We start from the raw sequence: 16604 nt of genomic DNA on the forward strand, positions 1-16604 counted from the left end.
CGTGTGATCTCCGAATCGTCCGAGAGGTGCCAGATGGTCACGCAACGTCCGATATCGCCCTTCGAGTCGGGTTACTTCCAGGAACACGCCACCTTCGGTTCCGTGCCGGTCGGCGGGATGGCGCTGTTCATCGGGTCGACCGTGGAAGGGGAATTCGACACCGAACTGCTGCGCACGGTGCTGGCCGAACTGGCCGCCGAGCATCCGCTGCTCAGCTGTCGCCGATTCGACGACGCCGGGGTGCCGGTACTTCGCCATGTCGAGGGCTATCGCCCCGCGGCCATCGAAAGTCCCGGTGGCGACATCGAATACGTCGACTTCGTCAACCAGCCGCAACCGTGGGACGAGGGCTTGTTCTTCGCGCGGGTGTTCCGCGAGGACGACCGGACCCGCATCGTGCTCGTCGTCCATCACGGAATCACCGACGGCCGTTCGTCTTTCGCACTGCTGGACGAGATGTGGCGGCGCTACACCGCGCATCGCCGCGGGGCGCCGCTGCCGGTGCGCGCGAATCACGAACTGCCGCAAGCGGTCGACGAGCGCCTCGCCGCGGTCGTCTCCGGGGCGGAGGTCGACGAACTGCTCGCGGCGATGCGCACGATCATCGGTGAGCCGCCCGCGCGATTGCCGCGCGACGGCACGGCGGGGTCGGGGCGCGGTCTGTTCGTCGCCGAGCGGATCGAGCTGGAACCGGAGGAGACCGCGGCCTTCGCCGCCGCGGCGCGCTCGGCCGGGATCGGGGTGAACGCCTTGCTGAGCGGGTGTGCGCTGGCCGCGGTCCGGGCCGAACTGGGCGGCGTGGGCGCACTGCCGATGGTCTGCGGCTATGCCGCCGATATGCGGGCCGCGGTGGATCCGTGGCTGCCCGACGAGACGGTCCTCAACTGCGCCTCCGGCTGGGGCACGCTACTGGCGGTGGCCGAATCCGCCGATCCGTTCGAACTGGGCAGGGTGGTGCACGCCGACGTCCGCGCGGCCCTGGAGCGCCGCGACCCCGCGCGTCTGGCGTTGGCGGGCCGGTACATTCGCGACGAGGCCACCGCGCGGATACTCGCGGAACAGCCCAGTATCGCACTGTCGAACATCGGGCGGGTGCCGGACCATATCCTCCCCGAGGGGGTGCGGCTGGTGCGGGACAACCTGCTCGCCATGGGGCCCGGCATGCCGCCCAAGCTGACCGCGTTCACCCTGGGGGAGCGGCTGACGGTGCAGGTGGAATACGACACCAACGATCACAGCCGCGCCCAGATGGGCCGGGTGCGCCGCAATCTCGCGGAGTTGTTGCACCGCACCGCCGGCCGCGCGGGAACGCCATCCGCCGACGGCTCGGTTCCGCGATCCGCGGACGGCTCGGTTTCGCCCTCCGGCGGCGACGCCGAGCGCGCGGACGCCGGCGTCGCCTCGAAATTCACATGGTGGCGGCGTCGATGACGAACCGGTACCGGACGTCGCTGGCGACCACGCGCTCGTAGGCCTCGTCGATGCGGTCGGCGGAGATGACCTCGATTTCCGCGCCGATGCCGTGTTCGGCGCAGAAGTTCAGCATCTCCTGGGTTTGCGGGATGCCGCCGATATTCGACCCGGCCAGCGACCGGCGGTTGCCGGTGAGGGTGAAGGGGCGCACCGCGAGCGGCTGCTCGGGCAGGCCGAGGATCACCATGGTGCCGTCGAGGTTCAGCAGACGCATATAGGTGTCGATCGGCAGATCGGCCGAGACGGTGTTGATGATCAGGTCGAACCGGTTGCGCAGATCGCGGAAGATCTGGCGGTCGGTGGTGGCGTAGTAGTGGTGCGCGCCGAACCGCCGGCCGTCGTCCTCTTTGCTCAGCGAATGGCTCAGCACCGTCACCTCGGCGCCCATCGCGGCGGCGATCTTCACCCCGACATGGCCCAGCCCACCCATGCCGATGATCGCCACCTGCTTGCCCGGGCCCGCGTTCCAGTGCCGCAGCGGTGAATACAGGGTGATGCCCGCGCACAGCAGCGGCGCGGCCTCGTCGAGTCCGATGCCCTCCGGAATGCTCACCACGAAGCCGTCGGTCACCACCACCTGGCTGGAATAGCCGCCGAGGGTGTAGCCGCCGGCCTGGATCTCCTCCGGGACGGCGCCGTTGTAGGTCATGGTGGCGCCGCGCACGCAGTACTGCTGCTCACCGGCCAGGCACGGCTCGCACTGTCCGCACGAATCGACCATGCAGCCCACGCCCACCCGGTCGCCGACCGAGAACTCGGTCACCTCCGGGCCGACCGCGGCGACCAGACCGGCGATCTCGTGGCCCGGGACGCAGGGGTACTTGGTGCCGTGCCACTCGTTGCGGGCGGTGTGGATGTCGGAGTGGCAGATGCCGGCGTACTTGATGTCGATCAGCACGTCGTGCGGGCCGAGTGCGCGACGTTCGATGGTGGTCTTGGTGAACCGGCCGTCGGGCGCGGAAACGGAATACGCGGCAGCTGTCGTCATGCGTTCATGCCTACCCCCGCATGGATGCCTACGCAAACCACCCGCCTGGAGCGACGCGACCGGAGCGGGGGCCATACCCACCACCGGCGACCCGCCGGTCGGATGTGCTCGGCGGGCTCGCGCCGATATCGGATGCTGATCCGGTGGCGATCGTGCTGGCGTTGATATCGATGTGTTCGACGCTGGCAGGCGGGTTGGCGGCCGCGCGCATCGGGGAGCGCAAGCGGCTGATCCTCGGCCTGGCCGCCGGGATCATGCTCGGCGTGGTCGCCTTCGACCTGATCCCCGATGCCCTGGCCGAATCCGACCGGGTCGTCTCGGGTGTGCCCGGCGTGCTCGTGGCGGCCGTGATCGGCTTCTTCACCATTCACATCATCGAACGCGAGATGGCGATCCACATCGGGCACGAGCAGGATTTCGGCCGCCACACCCACGACTTCCCGTCGGTCGGACTGGTCGCCACCGGGGGATTGATCTTCCACAGCATGCTCGACGGTCTGAGCATCGGCGTCGGATTTCAGGCCGGCACGGCGCTGGGCATCTCGGTCGCGATCGCGGTGATCTCGCACGACTTCGCCGACGGATTCAACGCCTTCACCATTCCCACGCTGTACGGCAATGCCCGGCGGCGGGCGCTGACCCTGCTGTTCCTGGATGCGCTGGCGCCGGTGGCGGGCGCGATCATCGGCACGGTGATCCGGGTGCCTCCCGACGTCGCGGGCCTGTATCTGGGATATTTCGCCGGATTCCTGCTGTATCTGGCAACGAGTGACATTCTGCCGGAAGCACATTCGGGCCGCCCGTCGCGCACCGTGCTGTTCTGCACGATCGCCGGCGCCGCGTTGATGTTCGCGGTGGCGGCATTGCAGGACTGATACCGGGCACCGCGCCGATTTGGTACACATAAAAGCACAAACTCCGCCAGCCCACCCCGGGCATGCAGAATCGGGAGCGGCGATGGACGAGCAGCATTCGGGCCGGCAATCGCGTCCGGCTCGCGGCGGGTGGCTGTCGACGGTCGTCTTCGTGCTCGTCATGGCCCTGGTCGGCGCGGCATTCCTGGGCTACCGCGGGGATCTGCCACGGTGGGCGGTGCCCGCGGGCCACTCCACCTCGGCGCTGTTCGGGCCACCCGTGCCGCCGATGGATCCCGCGGCGGTGGCCTCGGCCGTCGAACCCGAACTGGTGAACATCAACGTGTCGATCCGGCCCAGCGGGATGGGCGCGGCCGGATCGGGCATCGTGCTCAGTCCCGACGGTGAGATCCTGACCAGCCACCACGTGGTGAAGGGCGCGGAGACCATCACCGTCGGCGATCTCGGCAACGGCGGGCACTATCCGGCGACGGTGCTCGGCTACGACTCCGACGCCGATATCGCGCTGCTGTCGCTGAGCGGGGCGGCGTCGCTGTCGGTGGCCCGCATCGGCAGCTCCGCCGGGGTCCGGGTGGGCGATCAGGCGCTGGCGATCGGCAATGCGGGCGGAACCGGTTCCCCGACCGCGACACCGGGCACGGTCACCGCGCTGGATGCCTCGATCGTGGCGCGCGATACCGCCGATCTGTCGCGCAAGGCGTTGATCGGCATGATCGAGGTGGCCGCGCCGGTGGTCTCCGGACAGTCCGGCGGCGCCTTGGTCGACCGGACCGGCGCGGTGATCGGCGTGGTGACCGCCGCCTCGGGAGAACTGTCCCGGCAGCAGGGGCAGGCCAGCGGATACGCGGTGCCGATCGATCGGGCGTTGAGTGTGGTGCGCCAGATCCGCACCGGCATTCCGACCGATACGGTCCACGTCGGCCCCACCGCGACACTCGGTGTCCTGACCTCCGATGCCAAACCCACCGGCGCCCGGGTGGACGTGGCGATCTACGGGCTGCCGGCCTTCACGGCCGGGCTCGATTCCGGCGAGGTGATCGTCGCGGTCGACGACACACCGGTCACCTCGGCGCAGACGCTCAAGGCAGCGCTCAACGTGCGCCGGCCGGACGAGGTGATCCGGCTGGATCTGGTCGAGCCGGACGGCACGCACCGCACGCTCGAGGTGACGCTGGCCGCCGGCCCGCCCAACTGATCAGAACAGCGAGAGCCAGTAGTCCTGGAAGCGCAGGAAGACCAGCAGCAGCACGATCGCGTAGTAGACCACGACGATCGTCCACCGCCACTGCGCGACGATGCCCATGATCCCGCGGGCCCCACCCCACAGCTGATCGGTGACGACCGCCAGGCAGACCGGCGTGAACGTCCACACCACCATGCAGTACGGGCACAGCGCGCCGATGCGGTAGAGGCTCTGGAAGATCAGCCAGAAGATGAAGCCCATCCCGGCGACCAGGCCGATCCACAGCCCGCCCCAGAACCAGCGCGGCAGGCCGACACCGGCCACCGCGAGCACCGCGATGGTGACCGCCACCGAGAATCCCGCGACGCCGATGATCGGATTCGGGAATCCGAACACCGACGCCTGATGGGTCGCCATCACCGAGCCGCAGGACAGGATCGGATTGATGCTGCACGACGGCCGGTAGGACGGATCCTTCAGCAGTTTGAAGTCTTCGATCGTCAACGTCACCGCGGCCAGCCAGCCCAGCAGGGTGCCGAGCAGGAGTAACCACGCGGGGCGGGGCCGGACGGTGATCACTTGGCCGCGGCCTCGATCACCGGGCGCAGACCGTCGGGCTGCATCAGCTGCTGCGAGCTGGTGATCTGCTTACCGTTCACGTACACCGTCGGCGTGGACTTGATGCCGCTGTTGAGCACGTCCTTGGTGGTCTTCTGCACGTACTTGTCGTACTTGTCCGACGTGATGCACTCGGCCACGGCCGGATCGGTGTAGCCGGCGGCCTGGGCGATCTGCACCAGCTTCTCGTCGGGCAGGCCGGTGCCGCCCTCCGGGGGCTGCTGCTCGTACATGGTGGTCAACCACGGCAGGAACTTGGTCGGGTCGGAGCCGGCGACGCAGTAGGCGGCGTTGGCCGCGCGCGAGGAGTAGCGGGTGCCGCCCGAGGACTGATCCAGGAACGCGATGATGTTGTAGCGCACGCTGGCCGTGCCGGCGTTCACCGCGTCCTCGATGGCCTTGGCGTTGGCGGTCTCGAACATCTTGCAGGCCGGGCACTGCAGGTCGGCGACGACCCGGATGTCGACCTTGGCGCCGGGCTTGCCGATCTTGATCTCGCCCTGGTCGGTGATCGAGCCGGTGACCGCGTCGGGCGAGGCCGGCTGCGCGGCGACCGAGGGCACCGGCCCGGTGTCGTTCTTGTTGGACTGTTTGACGGCGATGCTGATGCCGATGGCCGCAATGAGCGCGATCAGCACGGCCGCGACACCCACCTGAATCAGGATCGTGCGCGTGCGATCTCCGCCTCGCACCGCCGTCAGCGAGTTCTTCCCACGCGGATTCTTGCTCACCTCGGAGTTCACCACGCCTTTCCTGTGTTACGTGTCGGTGTGCGACATCGGTGTTGTGCGGCCGGGAGCCGCCTGCGATCGTACGGGCCGTCCGCCACGCCGTCGCGGTGCCGCATCGCGGGCGGGCGGCCACGCGAGGCACACTCGGCACCACATGATTCCCGGTCAACCTGAGAGATCCCCGAGATTCGGGTCGAAATATCCGCGGTGGTGACCGGCGTCTCCGTGCCGATCAGCTCGCGGCGAGCCGCGCCTTCTCGGTGTCGATATCGAACTGCGGCGCGGGCCAGCCCAGCTTCAGACCACCCAGCGCATCGATGAGCAGTTCGGTGACGGCCAGGCGGGCGAACCACTTCCGGTCGGCCGGAACGACGAACCACGGCGCGTGTTCGGTATCGGTGCGGTCCAATACGTCCTGATAGGCCTGCTGATAGTCGGGCCAGAGCGCGCGGTCGTCGATATCGCTCGGGTCGTACTTCCAGTACTTGTCCGAGCGTTCCAGCCGTTCGCCGAGGCGGCGCTTCTGTTCCTCCAGCGAGACGAACATCGCGACCTTGACGATCGTCGTGCCCGCCTCGGTGATTTCCCGTTCGAACCGATTGATCTCGTCGTAGCGCGACTCCCATTCCTCGCGCGGCACCAGGTTCTGCACCCGCACCACGAGGACGTCCTCGTAATGGGACCGGTCGAAGACGCCGATCTGACCGCCGGCCGGCAGCCGGTGGCGGATTCGCCACAGATAGTGGTGCCGGCGTTCCTCCTCGGTGGGAACGCCGAAGGCGGCATGCCGCACCCCCTGCGGGTCGACCATGCCGATCACGTGGCGCACCACGCCGCCCTTCCCCGCGGTGTCCATACCCTGCAGGATGAGCAGCAGGTTGCGGTGGTCACCCGAGCGGCCGTTCGCGAACAGCATCTCCTGCAGCTCCGACAGCACCTGGCCGCGTTCGGGCAGCAATTGCTCACCGAGTTTCTTGTCGCCGGTGAATCCGGGCGTCGCGGACAGGTCGTAGGAATCGAGCCGGACCCCGGCGGCTCGCAACGCGGTGGTGGGCGGTTCGGTCCACGGAGATTTCGCCATAACCGTCGAGTATGGTCGGCGGCCCCGACAGCCGGGCGGTGATCGTGCCCGTGAGTCAGCCGATTCCGGCCAGTCTCGTCAACTGTGCGGCGAATTCGGCGTCGTCGACCGGGGTCAGCACCAGCTCGGCGGCCGTGGTGAGCAGATAACGTCCGTCGCCGGTGATGTCGAGCCAGGTGCGATGCCGCGTCGGCGGCGACATGGGATTGTCGGGTGCGACGGTGACGGTGATGAATCCGCGCGCGTCGACCGGGGCGCGCAGCGTGCGGCGGAAGCGGGCGGCGCCCGGATCCTGCGGTGTGTCGATATCGCCGCCGGGATGGGCGTCGGTCCCGATGTCGAGCACCGCGTGCTGCGGTTCGCGCATCGGCCCGCGTGTGCCCGCCGGCGCCGAGCCGATCGCGGCCACCAGCCGTTCGCCCACCCCGCGCGCGTGGCAGACGGCGACCGTGACGGCGTCGGGCCGCGCGATCAGCAGCCCGGCGTGCCGGTGGACGACGGCGGCGAAGGCGAGGATCAGTTCCGGCTCGTCCGCCGGTGTGGAGCGCCGGCCGGAGACGGTGATCGTGGTGGCGTCCGGCCGCGTGCACAGCAGCAGTGCGGCGGTGAGATCCGGATCCGTGTTGCGCGCATAGCGGGTGCGCAAACCCAGTGCGGCATATTCGGATTCGGTGCGCACGGTGGATTCCGGGATCATGTTCACCGGATAGGGACGGCGGTCGAGATCGGTTTCGGTGGCCCAGACGTGGGCGAACTCGTCCGGCGTCAGCACCCACTTCACTACGGATGACCCCCACCCGAATCCGGCCGGGGTGCGGGAACGAAGCGCGGCACCCGGTCACCGGAGGCGACCAGGGTGCTGTTGTAGCGGAAGGTCATGATGTCGCGGGCGTCGGCCAGGGCCGCGGCGGCGGCGACGTCGTGGGTCATCCGGCGGGCGCCGCCGTGCACCACCTCGGCGACCGGGTCGGGCAGCGGAACATAGGCCCGCGGCGCGGGCAGGGCGTCCCGAATGGATTGCGCCGCTTCCGCATCGGCCTCCAGCAGTTGCCGCAGCCGGGCGCAGACCTCGGCCGCGGCGGCGCCTCGTTCGACGAACGCCGCCGTCGCGGGTTCGGCCGCCGCGCGGGCTCGCCCGGACCAATGCTCGAATTCGGCGTGCGTGGCCTCGGCGAAGGTCCGGAACGCCGCGGCGACGGCGTCGGCCTGCTGTTGCCAGGCCGCGGCCGCCTCACCGAGCGCGGCCGGATCCAGTGTCTCGTGCACCAGCTCCCACAGTTGCCGGTGGCTGTAGGAGCCGTACACCTCCCGATCCGCGACGAAGGGCGGATCGACATGCGATGCGTCGGTCACCTCACACTCCCGGCTCGGGCCGGATCAGCGCCAGCGCCGCGCGGTTGGCGGCCTCGGCCTCGTCGAAGTGTTTCCCCGCGGCCAGATAGGCGGCCTTGAACAGCAGTGCCGTCTGCTGGAACGAGAGGACGGTGTCGAGGAATTCGCCTCCTTTGCGGGAGAATCCGCGCGCCAGGGACCGGCCGGAGGCGAGTTCGCCGAAGCCGCGCACCGCCGTCGGTACGGCGCCGCTGCTGCGAGCGGCATGGAGATCCTCGACGAGACGGTCGCAGGCCGCCGCGAGATTGCGCGCGGTGTCCTCGGCAATCTCGAACACCTCCGCTCCGGAACCTGTTGCCGCGGCGTACAACTCGCGCGCCAGATGCTGGCCGGTCTCCGGAATCGGCACCGTGATGATCCCCTTCCGCCCGAGAGTTTCCCGCGAGCGAGCTTACCGGAGCAGCGGTCGCCGGGCGCGTGGCGACGCATTGTGAATGCGCACATCGATGGGCGCGAAAAATGTGTAAATCACTGTGGCGCTGTCTGTTTCAGGCGGCCTCGGCCGCCCGGGCACTGACGTACTGCAGCAGGCCGTGCACTTCCTGCACGATATCCACCAGCCCGGATTCGGCGAACAGTTTCGGGAACGTGTCGAGGTCGAATACGTGGAGCCCGCCCGCCCCGCCGACCGCGCTCGAGACCTCGCCCACCCAGCCCTGCGGGCGGTGACTGGTGCTGATCGCGATGCGACCGCCGGGCGCGAGCACCCGGATCATCTCGGCGGCGGCGGTCAGCGGATCCGGAATCAGATACAGCGCACCGAAACAACAGACCGCGTCGAAGCTGTTGTCGGGGAAGGGAAGCCGGCGAGCGTCGCCGCGGACGTAGCCGGCCCGTGGGCCGGAGTTGTCGGCGACGGCCTGCCGCAGCATCGGCACCGAGAAATCGATGCCCACCGCGTATCCGGGGCCGATATGTTCACTCAGGTAGTGGGTGAAATTGCCCGGCCCGCAAGCGATGTCGAGCACCCGGTCGCCCGCGTCGAGGCGCAGGGTCCGCACCGCGTCACGGCGATCGGCCTGCATGGTGCGCCCGGTGGCCAGTAGAAAGCTGGTCGGCCGCCACGCCCGCTCGTAGAGCAGGGCGAAGACCGGATTGTTCATGGTGCGGCGTGCGAGATTCACCGGGTCATCCTCGCGTCGAGGTCGTCTGCTGTCGAGATCCGGTACGGCGGTGCGCTGTGCCCGACGAGCCGCAGTCGCCCCCAGAAGTCGCGATCACCGAGGATCGCGTTCGCGGCGCCTTCGGTGGTCCGCAACTCGACGCGCTGCTTCCGGTTGCCGGCCGCCGCATCCAGCGCCGCATCCGGATCGACGCGTCCGTACCAGCGGTAGATGCCGTCGATCGGCTGGCGATGGCCGCGCAGCCGCACTCGGACGGCGAACTCCCGATCGCCCAGCACGACGACGGCCGGCCCCAGATAATCCGCATCGGGTTGCCGCATGATCGCCTTTCCGAGCTGCGCGTCAGGTCCTGCCGCACTATAGCCGTGACAATGAGTAATAGGTAATATCGAGTGTGCCACCGCTCACATCGGTCGGCAAATGCGTCGACGGTGAGCACGGACAACGCGCCGGCCGCGGCGTAGCGGCAGAACGGTGAAGCCGATGACACAGCACACCGACAATCTCGCGGGGGACGGTTTCGACGGGCGCGAGCGCGTGGCCCAGCGGCTGCTTCGCTCGTCGGCGGAACACTTCTACGACGCCGATATCGACATCGACTGGGAGCAGCCGTGGGCCCCGGACAAGGCGTGGCTGCCCGAACACCGGATCTCGCTCTACGGCACTCCGCTGTGGGATCGGCTCACTGCCGAGCAGCGGATCGAACTCGGCAAACACGAATTGGTGAGCCTGCTGTCGTTCGGGATCGTCGCCGAGGGGCTGCTCAGCAAGTATCTGCTGCGCATCGTCGCACGCGACCCGACCTCGCAGCATGCGATGTACGCGCTCACCGAACTGAGCGAGGAAGCGCGCCATTCGATCATGTTCGCGCGGCTCATCGACAAGACCGGAATACCGCCGTATCGGCCGGTGGCGCTCAACCGGATGCAGCTGCGGGTCGCCGAACACTTCCCGATCGGTCCGGTCGTCTACGCCGGCACGCTGCTGATCGAGGAGATCCTCGATCGCGGTCAACGAGAAGCCATGGCCGACAGCACTGTTCAGCCGCATGTGCGGCAGTTGATGCGGATTCACGTGCTGGAGGAGGCGCGGCACATCGGTTTCGCCCGCGATGCGCTGGCGCGCGGGATGGCCCGGCGTTCGCGGTGGCAGCGGCTGCCGCATCAACTCCTGCTGGCCTACTTCGCGCTGGTGCTGTATCCGATGCTCGTCAATCCGCAGGTCTATCGCGCGGTGGGTATCGACCCCCGGCGCGGATTCGCCGCGGCCTTCACCGGCCCGCAGTACCGGCGGACGATGAGTTTCCTGTCCGAGCCGATGCTGCGCTATTTCGACGAGGTCGGCATGCTCGACGGCGCGGCGGTGCACGCGCTGTGGCGGCTGACCCGTTCACTGCCCGACGATCTGTGAACGGGCCTGCCGCCGCAAGCTCTTCCGTCGTTCAGGCGCGCTCGACCTCGATGGTCATCCCGGCCCGCCGCAAGCGATCGGTGAGGGGATCGCCCATGGCGGAGGCGGGCGTGAGGATGCCCGCCAATTCCGGGAGTTCGTCGAAGGCCAGGCACAGTCCGGCCTCGCCGAGCATCACCGAGGTGGCCTGATAGCCGGGGTCGCCCTGTCCGGCGAAGGTGCAGACGTACCGTGCGCCCGAGGTGGTGTCGGCGAAGGTCTTCATGGTGAACCAGCCACTACGGCGGGCCTGCTCGCCGGGGCCGGTGCCCGGCTTCGGCAGGATCCGGTCCAGGAGCCGGCGCCCCACCGACACGCGGGAGAGCAGGGCGCCGGCGGTCATAGTGGCGACGATGCCGCCCGCCATACCCGCGGCGACCAGCGGTGCTGCCGGCGAGCTTCCGGCGCTCATCACCTCGCGATAGCGGAAGTTCTTGCCGTACACCCAGCCCAGCAGGCCGTTGCTGCGCCGCACCACCTTGGTGTTGTGCGCGGCCATCACGAAGGTGGCGACCCAGCCGTCGAGGCTGGGGTCGATCGCCGAGGCGCGCGAGAGAGCCTGATCGGACTGCCGGCCCACATCGGGTTCCATCGACTTGTCGGGGCTCAGCGAATACGGGTGCGAGAGCACCGAACCCTTGGCCGGATCGGTGGCGATAGCCTCCATCATCGCCCGCCCGGAGTCGATGGTGCCGCCGCTGGCGCCGCCCTTGAGCCAGGCCACCAGGGTGGTGTCGGTGAGCTCCCCGGTGTTGTCCTCGACCGACCGGCGGTAGAGCCGATAAACGCTCAGATCCGACGGAATCGAGTCGTAGCCACAAGAATTCACGATTTTCGCGCCGGTTTCGGCGGCCCGCTCGCCGAACCGATCGATACATTCGCGGATGAACAGCGGCTCGCCGGTGAGGTCCGCGTAGTGGGTGCCGGCATTCGCGCAGGCCTGGGCCAGGGGCAGGCCGTACCGCAGATACGGGCCCACGGTGGTGACCACGACCTTGGTCCGGGCCGCCAGCGCGTCCAGTGCCGCCTGGTCGGAGGAATCGGCGACCAGCAGCGGCCAGATCGCCGCCCCGCCGCCGAGTTCGTCGCGCACCGCGGTGAGTTTCTCCGGCGAACTGCCCGCGAGGGCGATACGCGCATCCGCGGGCGCGGCCTCGGCCAGATACTGCGCGGTCAGCCGGCCGACGAACCCCGTCGCGCCGAACAGTACGAGGTCGAATTCCCTGTCGGTCATGCCCATCCCATTCTCGTGGTGGCCGATTACTTTGTGCTGGTACGTTTTCCGCCGGCGGCTTTGCGTGGCGCGGCGCGCTTGGCAGGTTTGCGCGGCAGGCCGCGTCGGGCCAGCCAGGCGTGGTGCTGCTTACCGAGTTCGGTCACCGGGTCGTCACCGTAGAGCCACTCGCGGGCGATCCGATGCCAGTTCCCGGTCGCTTCCAGCTGGCCGAGTACCCCGAAGGTCAGGAAATCCGCACGCCGGGAGAACAGATGTTCCGGCGGCAGATTCTGCTGCTTCATCCCGGCGTACTCACTCGCGCGCGGATCGACCGCCAGCACGAAGGCGCCGCTGGCCAATTCGGGGGTGATGGTCAGGTCCTGGTCGATCAGTGCCCACTCGCACGCGGCGAGCACATACTCCAGACAGTCCTCGGGGGTGATCTCCTCCGGTGAATCGATGATGCCGTGGTCGATCATCAACTGGCGCAGATCTTCGGCACGTTCCTCGGCCGCCGCACGGATGCAGGTGGCCTCGAACCGGACGTGTTCGGGATCCATCCGGTTGAACAGCCCGAAATCCAGGAAGGCGACCCGGCCGTCCTCGCCGAGCAGCAGATTGCCCGGATGCGGGTCCCCGCAGAATTCGTTGAAGGTGAACAGCGAACCGACGTAGAAGCGGTAGATGATCTCGCCGACCCGGTCGCGTTCGGCCTCCGGCAATCGGCGGATGTCCTCGAAACCGCGACCGGGGAAATACTCGCTGACCAGCACGTGCGTACTCGACAGCTCGGGCATCGTGGCCGGGACCACGATGAACGGATGGTCGGCGAACAGTTCGGCTACCTCGCGCTGGGTATGCGCCTCGGCCACGTAGTCCAGTTCGCTCTCGAGGTTCAGCCGCAGTTCGTCGAGGACCGCCGGCGTCACCCACGGCATCGCCGACTGCAGGACGCGGCGGAACATCGCGAGATTCTTCAGATCGGCGCGCACGGCGGTATCGATGCCCGGATACTGCACCTTCACCGCGACCGCGCGCCCGTCGTGCAGTCGCGCCCGGTAGACCTGGCCGATGGAGGCCGCCGCGATCGGTTCGTCCTCGAATTCGGCGAACAGCTCTTCGAGCGTGCGGCCGAAATCCTTCTCGATGACGCCGCGCATGGTGTCGAAGGAGACCTTCGGCGCGCTGTCGCGCAAGACGGCCAGCCGGCGCTGGAATCGCTCGCGATGTTCGGGCGGAACCAGATCCAGATCCAGCACCGAGAGCATCTGGCCGAGCTTCATGGCCACGCCCTTCATGGTGCCCAGCACCATGACCATCTGCTCGGTGGCGCGGATCATCGACTCCTCGGCCATCCGCTCGCGCACCGCTTCGGAGCGTCCGCGCATGGAACGGCGGGTCTTCTGCGCACGTAAGACGTTGCCGGCGACGGCCACACCCAGTTTCGTCCCCCGCGCCAGCCGCGACGTCGGCAGCTCTTTCGCCATTGATGACCTCCGTTGATGCCCCGCCTGGCCGGTCTTCAGCGTAGCCAAGCGCGAGCCGTCGGCCCAGAGACGGCGAGCACGGATTCCTTCGCGGGCGAATCAGCCCAGGTCGGCCTCGGGAAGTTCGTGCGGCACGGCGTTGAACTTCTCCGGCGAACCACCCGCCCGGACCATGCCCTCGATAGCGCTCCACACCATCATCGCCAGATGGTCGAGCATGCGATCGGCCGACATCGAGCGGTTGCTGATCCACCAGTCGGTGGCCAGCTGCACACCGCCGACGATCACGTACGAATACAGCAGCACGCCCTCGGTGTCGACGCCGCGATCGAAGGCCTTGGTCTGCACCACCACCGAAACCACGTCGGCGAACAGCTTCTCGAAATCGGCGAGGCTGGACTTGTCGGTGGTCGAGCCGTTGCCCATGATGAAGCGGTAGACGTCGATATCGGCCTCGACGGTGTGCACATAGGCGGCCAGAGTGTTGCGGACCAGCTGATATTCGTCGGCGTCGTCGCTGATCGCCTCGTAGATCCGCGGCATCAGCGTGGTCTCGATGAACCGTTCCATGGTGGCGCGGGTCAGATCGGACTTGTCCGAGAAGTAGCGATAGAGGACGGTTTTGGATACGCCGATCTCCGCGGCGATCTCGTCCATCCCGACATCGCCGCCGCGTTTGCGGATAGCGGCGAGGGTGCCGTCGACGAGTTCTTCCCTGCGGTCGATCTTGTGCTGGTGCCAGCGCCGCTTGCGACCGTCCACCCGGCCGGGGCGCACCGCAGCGGAGTCGACGGCAGCGCTCGCGGCACGATGTGTGGTCATGCTCGAGGGGACTCCTGGATCCGGGGATAAGGGCACCACCAGCTTAAGTCCTTCGCCGAGGTGATGTTCCCGGTTCGCCGAGTGGCCCGGCTCTCGGCTCGGGGGCGTTCGCCGGAGGCGGGCGCGGGCGCGGGGTGAGCGGGCGCACGCCGGCGACGCCGATATTCCGGCCAGAATGGGGATATGGAGCAATCTGCCGGCAGCGCCCCCGTCCTGGCGGAAGCGAACGCGCACCCCGATACCCGGGCGGGAGTGGGAAATGCCACACGGTCCTCGGCCCGGGGCGCGCCCGGACCACCGTCTTCGTTCGCCGACCTGATGGACGAATCCGGGAAGAAACGCGATCTGCGCAAGATGAAGATGGTCGCGACCGGCTTCCTGGTGGCGGCCACGGTCGTCTATCTGGTCTGTTGCTGGCTCGGCTCGAACGGTATCGGCGGCAGCTGGGTCGGCTACGTGCGCGCGGCCTCGGAGGCCGGCATGGTCGGCGCGCTGGCGGACTGGTTCGCGGTCACGGCGCTCTTCCGGCATCCGCTGGGCCTGCCCATTCCGCACACCGCGATCATCCGCAAGAAGAAGGATCAGCTCGGCACCAGCCTGGGCGATTTCGTCCGCACCAATTTCCTCTCGCCCGACACCGTGGCGACGAAGGTGAATTCGGCGCAGATCTCGTTGCGCCTCGGAACGTGGATGGCCGATTTCCGGCACGCCGCGCGGGTGTCGGAGGAGTCGTCGACCATTCTGCGTGCGGTGATCGGCGCGCTGCGCGACTCCGATGTCGAGCAGGTCATCGACCAGACCATCGTCAAGCGCATCGCCGAACCGCAGTGGGGGCCGCCGATCGGGCGGGTGCTCGCCGAACTGCTGGCCGAGAACCGGCAGGAGCCGCTGCTGGATCTGCTGGCCGAACGCGCCCACCAGTGGGCGCTGGCGAGTCAGGAGACCCTGGACCGGATCGTCATGCGTGACGCCCCGTCGTGGGCGCCGAAATTCGCCAATATCCTGCTTTCGGAGAAGATCTACCGGGAATTGGTGGAATTCACCTGGAAGATTCGCTCACAACCCGATCACGAAGTGCGAATGGCGGCGAACCGATTTCTCGAGGATTTCGCTCGCGATCTGCAGTACGACGAGGCGATGATCGCCAAGGCCGAGCGGGTGAAGGCCGAGATCATGGGGCGCGAGGAAATAACCGGAATGGCGCGTGCGACCTGGCGTGCGGCCAAACGGATGATCCTGGAATCGGCCGACGATCCGAACAGCACCTTGCGCCGCAAGATCTCGGAGAATGTGCAGCAGTTGGGTCAGCGTCTGGTCGACGAACCCGAACTGACAAAACAAGTGGACGCTTGGGTTGAACGCGGTGTGAGATATCTCGTCGCCAACTACGGTTCCGAGATCGCGGCCCTGATCAGCGACACGGTTGCCCGCTGGGATGCCGAGGAGGCGAGTCGCAAGATCGAATTGCAGGCGGGGCGCGATCTGCAATTCATCCGGATCAACGGAACGGTGGTCGGATCACTTGCCGGCCTGGCGATTTACGCCGTATCCCATTTACTCTTCCCAGGCTTCTGACGGCCGCTGCCCGAAGTTTGCTGAAATAGTGCTAACAAGGGTGCTTGCAAGAGTTAGCACCCTCATTTAGAATCGACCGTACAACCGCCGGAAGGTGAGCAGTGTGATGGCACAGGAACCAGAGGTTTCTGATCGGAACACGGGGGGAACCGCAGAGACGTCTGCGGTTCCCGGAGACCGGGTGGGTCGCGTAGCCAACGCGGCGCACGACATCGGAGGCTTCATCCGGGCGCAGCGGGAGGCCGCTCAGGTCTCGTTGCGTCAGCTCGCACAGCTGGCGGGGGTGAGCAATCCGTACCTGAGTCAGATCGAGCGCGGATTGCGCAACCCGTCCGCCGAGGTACTCACGCAGATCGCCAAGGGTCTGCGCGTGTCTTCGGAGGTCTTGTACGTCCGGGCCGGCTATCTCGAACAGAGAGAGCACAGCCCGGTGCGGGACGCACTGCTGGCCGATACCGACATCACGGAACGGCAGAAGCAGGTGCTCCTGGACATCTACGAATCGTTCCGCCGCGAAAACGGGGGGAACGACAACGGAGGGAACGTCTCGGAATCCGTTCAGGGGGAATCCGAGGGGGGCGTTCCAGGGG

At 67.8% G+C, this 16604-nt stretch carries 18 protein-coding genes; 6 read left to right on the forward strand and 12 right to left on the reverse strand.

The features are described from left to right. The first annotated feature begins 33 nt into the window (after positions 1-33). Positions 34-1431 (forward strand): hypothetical protein, encoded by a 1398-nt coding sequence (locus tag A5789_RS19665; protein ID WP_064904468.1) that lies wholly within the window; start codon positions 34-36, stop codon positions 1429-1431. Here the strand turns inward: A5789_RS19665 and A5789_RS19670 are convergent. Then, positions 1409-2461: an NAD(P)-dependent alcohol dehydrogenase gene (locus tag A5789_RS19670; protein WP_030516138.1), complete on the reverse strand. Its 1053-nt coding sequence runs from the start codon at positions 2459-2461 to the stop codon at positions 1409-1411. The genes A5789_RS19665 and A5789_RS19670 overlap by 23 nt on opposite strands. Before the next feature lie 143 nt (positions 2462-2604). On the opposite strand from A5789_RS19670, the gene A5789_RS19675 reads away from it, so the two are divergent. Next, positions 2605-3336: a ZIP family metal transporter gene (locus A5789_RS19675; protein WP_063016284.1), complete on the forward strand. Its 732-nt coding sequence runs from the start codon at positions 2605-2607 to the stop codon at positions 3334-3336. 82 nt (positions 3337-3418) lie between these two features. After that, positions 3419-4531 (forward strand): S1C family serine protease, encoded by a 1113-nt coding sequence (locus tag A5789_RS19680; RefSeq protein ID WP_064904466.1) that lies wholly within the window; start codon positions 3419-3421, stop codon positions 4529-4531. Here A5789_RS19680 and A5789_RS19685 read toward each other — a convergent pair whose 3' ends face one another. The 8 genes from A5789_RS19685 to A5789_RS19720 form a co-directional block, all read right to left on the reverse strand. After that, on the reverse strand, positions 4532-5098 hold the full coding sequence (locus A5789_RS19685; protein WP_064904464.1) for a vitamin K epoxide reductase family protein: 567 nt from the start codon (positions 5096-5098) through the stop codon (positions 4532-4534). Beyond that, positions 5095-5880, reverse strand: a complete 786-nt coding sequence (locus A5789_RS19690; protein ID WP_227462677.1) for a thioredoxin domain-containing protein — start codon at positions 5878-5880, stop codon at positions 5095-5097. The genes A5789_RS19685 and A5789_RS19690 overlap by 4 nt, the downstream gene beginning before the upstream one ends. A gap of 220 nt (positions 5881-6100) precedes the next feature. Further along, entirely contained in the window at positions 6101-6949 is an 849-nt protein-coding gene (locus tag A5789_RS19695) for a PPK2 family polyphosphate kinase (protein ID WP_064904462.1), read from the reverse strand. Between the two features lie 55 nt (positions 6950-7004). After that, positions 7005-7730, reverse strand: coding sequence for an ESX secretion-associated protein EspG (locus A5789_RS19700; RefSeq protein WP_030516144.1), 726 nt, complete (start codon positions 7728-7730; stop codon positions 7005-7007). Further along, positions 7730-8302, reverse strand: a complete 573-nt coding sequence (locus A5789_RS19705; RefSeq protein ID WP_063016241.1) for a hypothetical protein — start codon at positions 8300-8302, stop codon at positions 7730-7732. The genes A5789_RS19700 and A5789_RS19705 overlap by 1 nt, the downstream gene beginning before the upstream one ends. Position 8303: 1 nt before the next feature. Continuing rightward, the gene (locus A5789_RS19710; RefSeq protein WP_063016243.1) at positions 8304-8690 is read right to left on the reverse strand and encodes a hypothetical protein; all 387 of its coding nucleotides are present in this window, start codon (positions 8688-8690) and stop codon (positions 8304-8306) included. Between the two features lie 139 nt (positions 8691-8829). Beyond that, complete coding sequence (locus A5789_RS19715; RefSeq protein WP_064904461.1) at positions 8830-9465, reverse strand: class I SAM-dependent methyltransferase; 636 nt, start codon at positions 9463-9465, stop codon at positions 8830-8832. Beyond that, positions 9462-9785, reverse strand: a complete 324-nt coding sequence (locus tag A5789_RS19720; RefSeq protein WP_063016248.1) for a DUF4873 domain-containing protein — start codon at positions 9783-9785, stop codon at positions 9462-9464. The genes A5789_RS19715 and A5789_RS19720 overlap by 4 nt, the downstream gene beginning before the upstream one ends. Before the next feature lie 163 nt (positions 9786-9948). Between A5789_RS19720 and A5789_RS19725 the strand changes: the two genes are divergently transcribed. After that, a complete protein-coding gene (locus tag A5789_RS19725; protein ID WP_063016250.1) occupies positions 9949-10875 on the forward strand; it encodes a diiron oxygenase in 927 nt (308 codons plus the stop codon). Positions 10876-10906: 31 nt separating this feature from the next. Here A5789_RS19725 and A5789_RS19730 read toward each other — a convergent pair whose 3' ends face one another. From A5789_RS19730 to A5789_RS19740, 3 genes are all read right to left on the reverse strand, one after another. Further along, complete coding sequence (locus tag A5789_RS19730) at positions 10907-12154, reverse strand: trans-acting enoyl reductase family protein (protein WP_064904458.1); 1248 nt, start codon at positions 12152-12154, stop codon at positions 10907-10909. Positions 12155-12174: 20 nt separating this feature from the next. Continuing rightward, positions 12175-13617 (reverse strand): AarF/ABC1/UbiB kinase family protein, encoded by a 1443-nt coding sequence (locus A5789_RS19735; protein WP_064904456.1) that lies wholly within the window; start codon positions 13615-13617, stop codon positions 12175-12177. Between the two features lie 99 nt (positions 13618-13716). Then, a complete protein-coding gene (locus A5789_RS19740) occupies positions 13717-14439 on the reverse strand; it encodes a TetR/AcrR family transcriptional regulator (protein WP_030516152.1) in 723 nt (240 codons plus the stop codon). 318 nt (positions 14440-14757) lie between these two features. Here A5789_RS19740 and A5789_RS19745 point away from each other — a divergent pair, with 318 nt between their 5' ends. Together A5789_RS19745 and A5789_RS19750 are read left to right on the forward strand one after the other, a co-directional pair. After that, positions 14758-16014 (forward strand): DUF445 domain-containing protein, encoded by a 1257-nt coding sequence (locus A5789_RS19745; RefSeq protein WP_063016254.1) that lies wholly within the window; start codon positions 14758-14760, stop codon positions 16012-16014. Positions 16015-16120: 106 nt separating this feature from the next. Then, positions 16121-16604: helix-turn-helix domain-containing protein (locus A5789_RS19750; RefSeq protein WP_231956651.1), on the forward strand; the 484-nt coding region annotated here is incomplete at its 3' end.

This window comes from Nocardia sp. 852002-51101_SCH5132738, from assembly GCF_001665695.1.
GTDB classification, from domain to species: Bacteria; Actinomycetota; Actinomycetes; order Mycobacteriales; family Mycobacteriaceae; genus Nocardia; species Nocardia nova.

Excerpts from the sequence above, each read along its gene's own strand:
- A5789_RS19735 (WP_064904456.1), bottom strand. The coding sequence starts at position 13,617 with ATGGCGAAAGAGCTGCCGACGTCGCGGCTGGCGCGGGGGACGAAACTG.
- A5789_RS19725 (WP_063016250.1), top strand. The coding sequence starts at position 9,949 with ATGACACAGCACACCGACAATCTCGCGGGGGACGGTTTCGACGGGCGC.
- A5789_RS19745 (WP_063016254.1), top strand. The coding sequence starts at position 14,758 with ATGGACGAATCCGGGAAGAAACGCGATCTGCGCAAGATGAAGATGGTC.
- A5789_RS19695 (WP_064904462.1), bottom strand. The coding sequence starts at position 6,949 with ATGGCGAAATCTCCGTGGACCGAACCGCCCACCACCGCGTTGCGAGCC.
- A5789_RS19680 (WP_064904466.1), top strand. The coding sequence starts at position 3,419 with ATGGACGAGCAGCATTCGGGCCGGCAATCGCGTCCGGCTCGCGGCGGG.
- A5789_RS19720 (WP_063016248.1), bottom strand. The coding sequence starts at position 9,785 with ATGCGGCAACCCGATGCGGATTATCTGGGGCCGGCCGTCGTCGTGCTG.
- A5789_RS19740 (WP_030516152.1), bottom strand. The coding sequence starts at position 14,439 with ATGACCACACATCGTGCCGCGAGCGCTGCCGTCGACTCCGCTGCGGTG.
- A5789_RS19665 (WP_064904468.1), top strand. The coding sequence starts at position 34 with ATGGTCACGCAACGTCCGATATCGCCCTTCGAGTCGGGTTACTTCCAG.
- A5789_RS19730 (WP_064904458.1), bottom strand. The coding sequence starts at position 12,154 with ATGGGCATGACCGACAGGGAATTCGACCTCGTACTGTTCGGCGCGACG.
- A5789_RS19670 (WP_030516138.1), bottom strand. The coding sequence starts at position 2,461 with ATGACGACAGCTGCCGCGTATTCCGTTTCCGCGCCCGACGGCCGGTTC.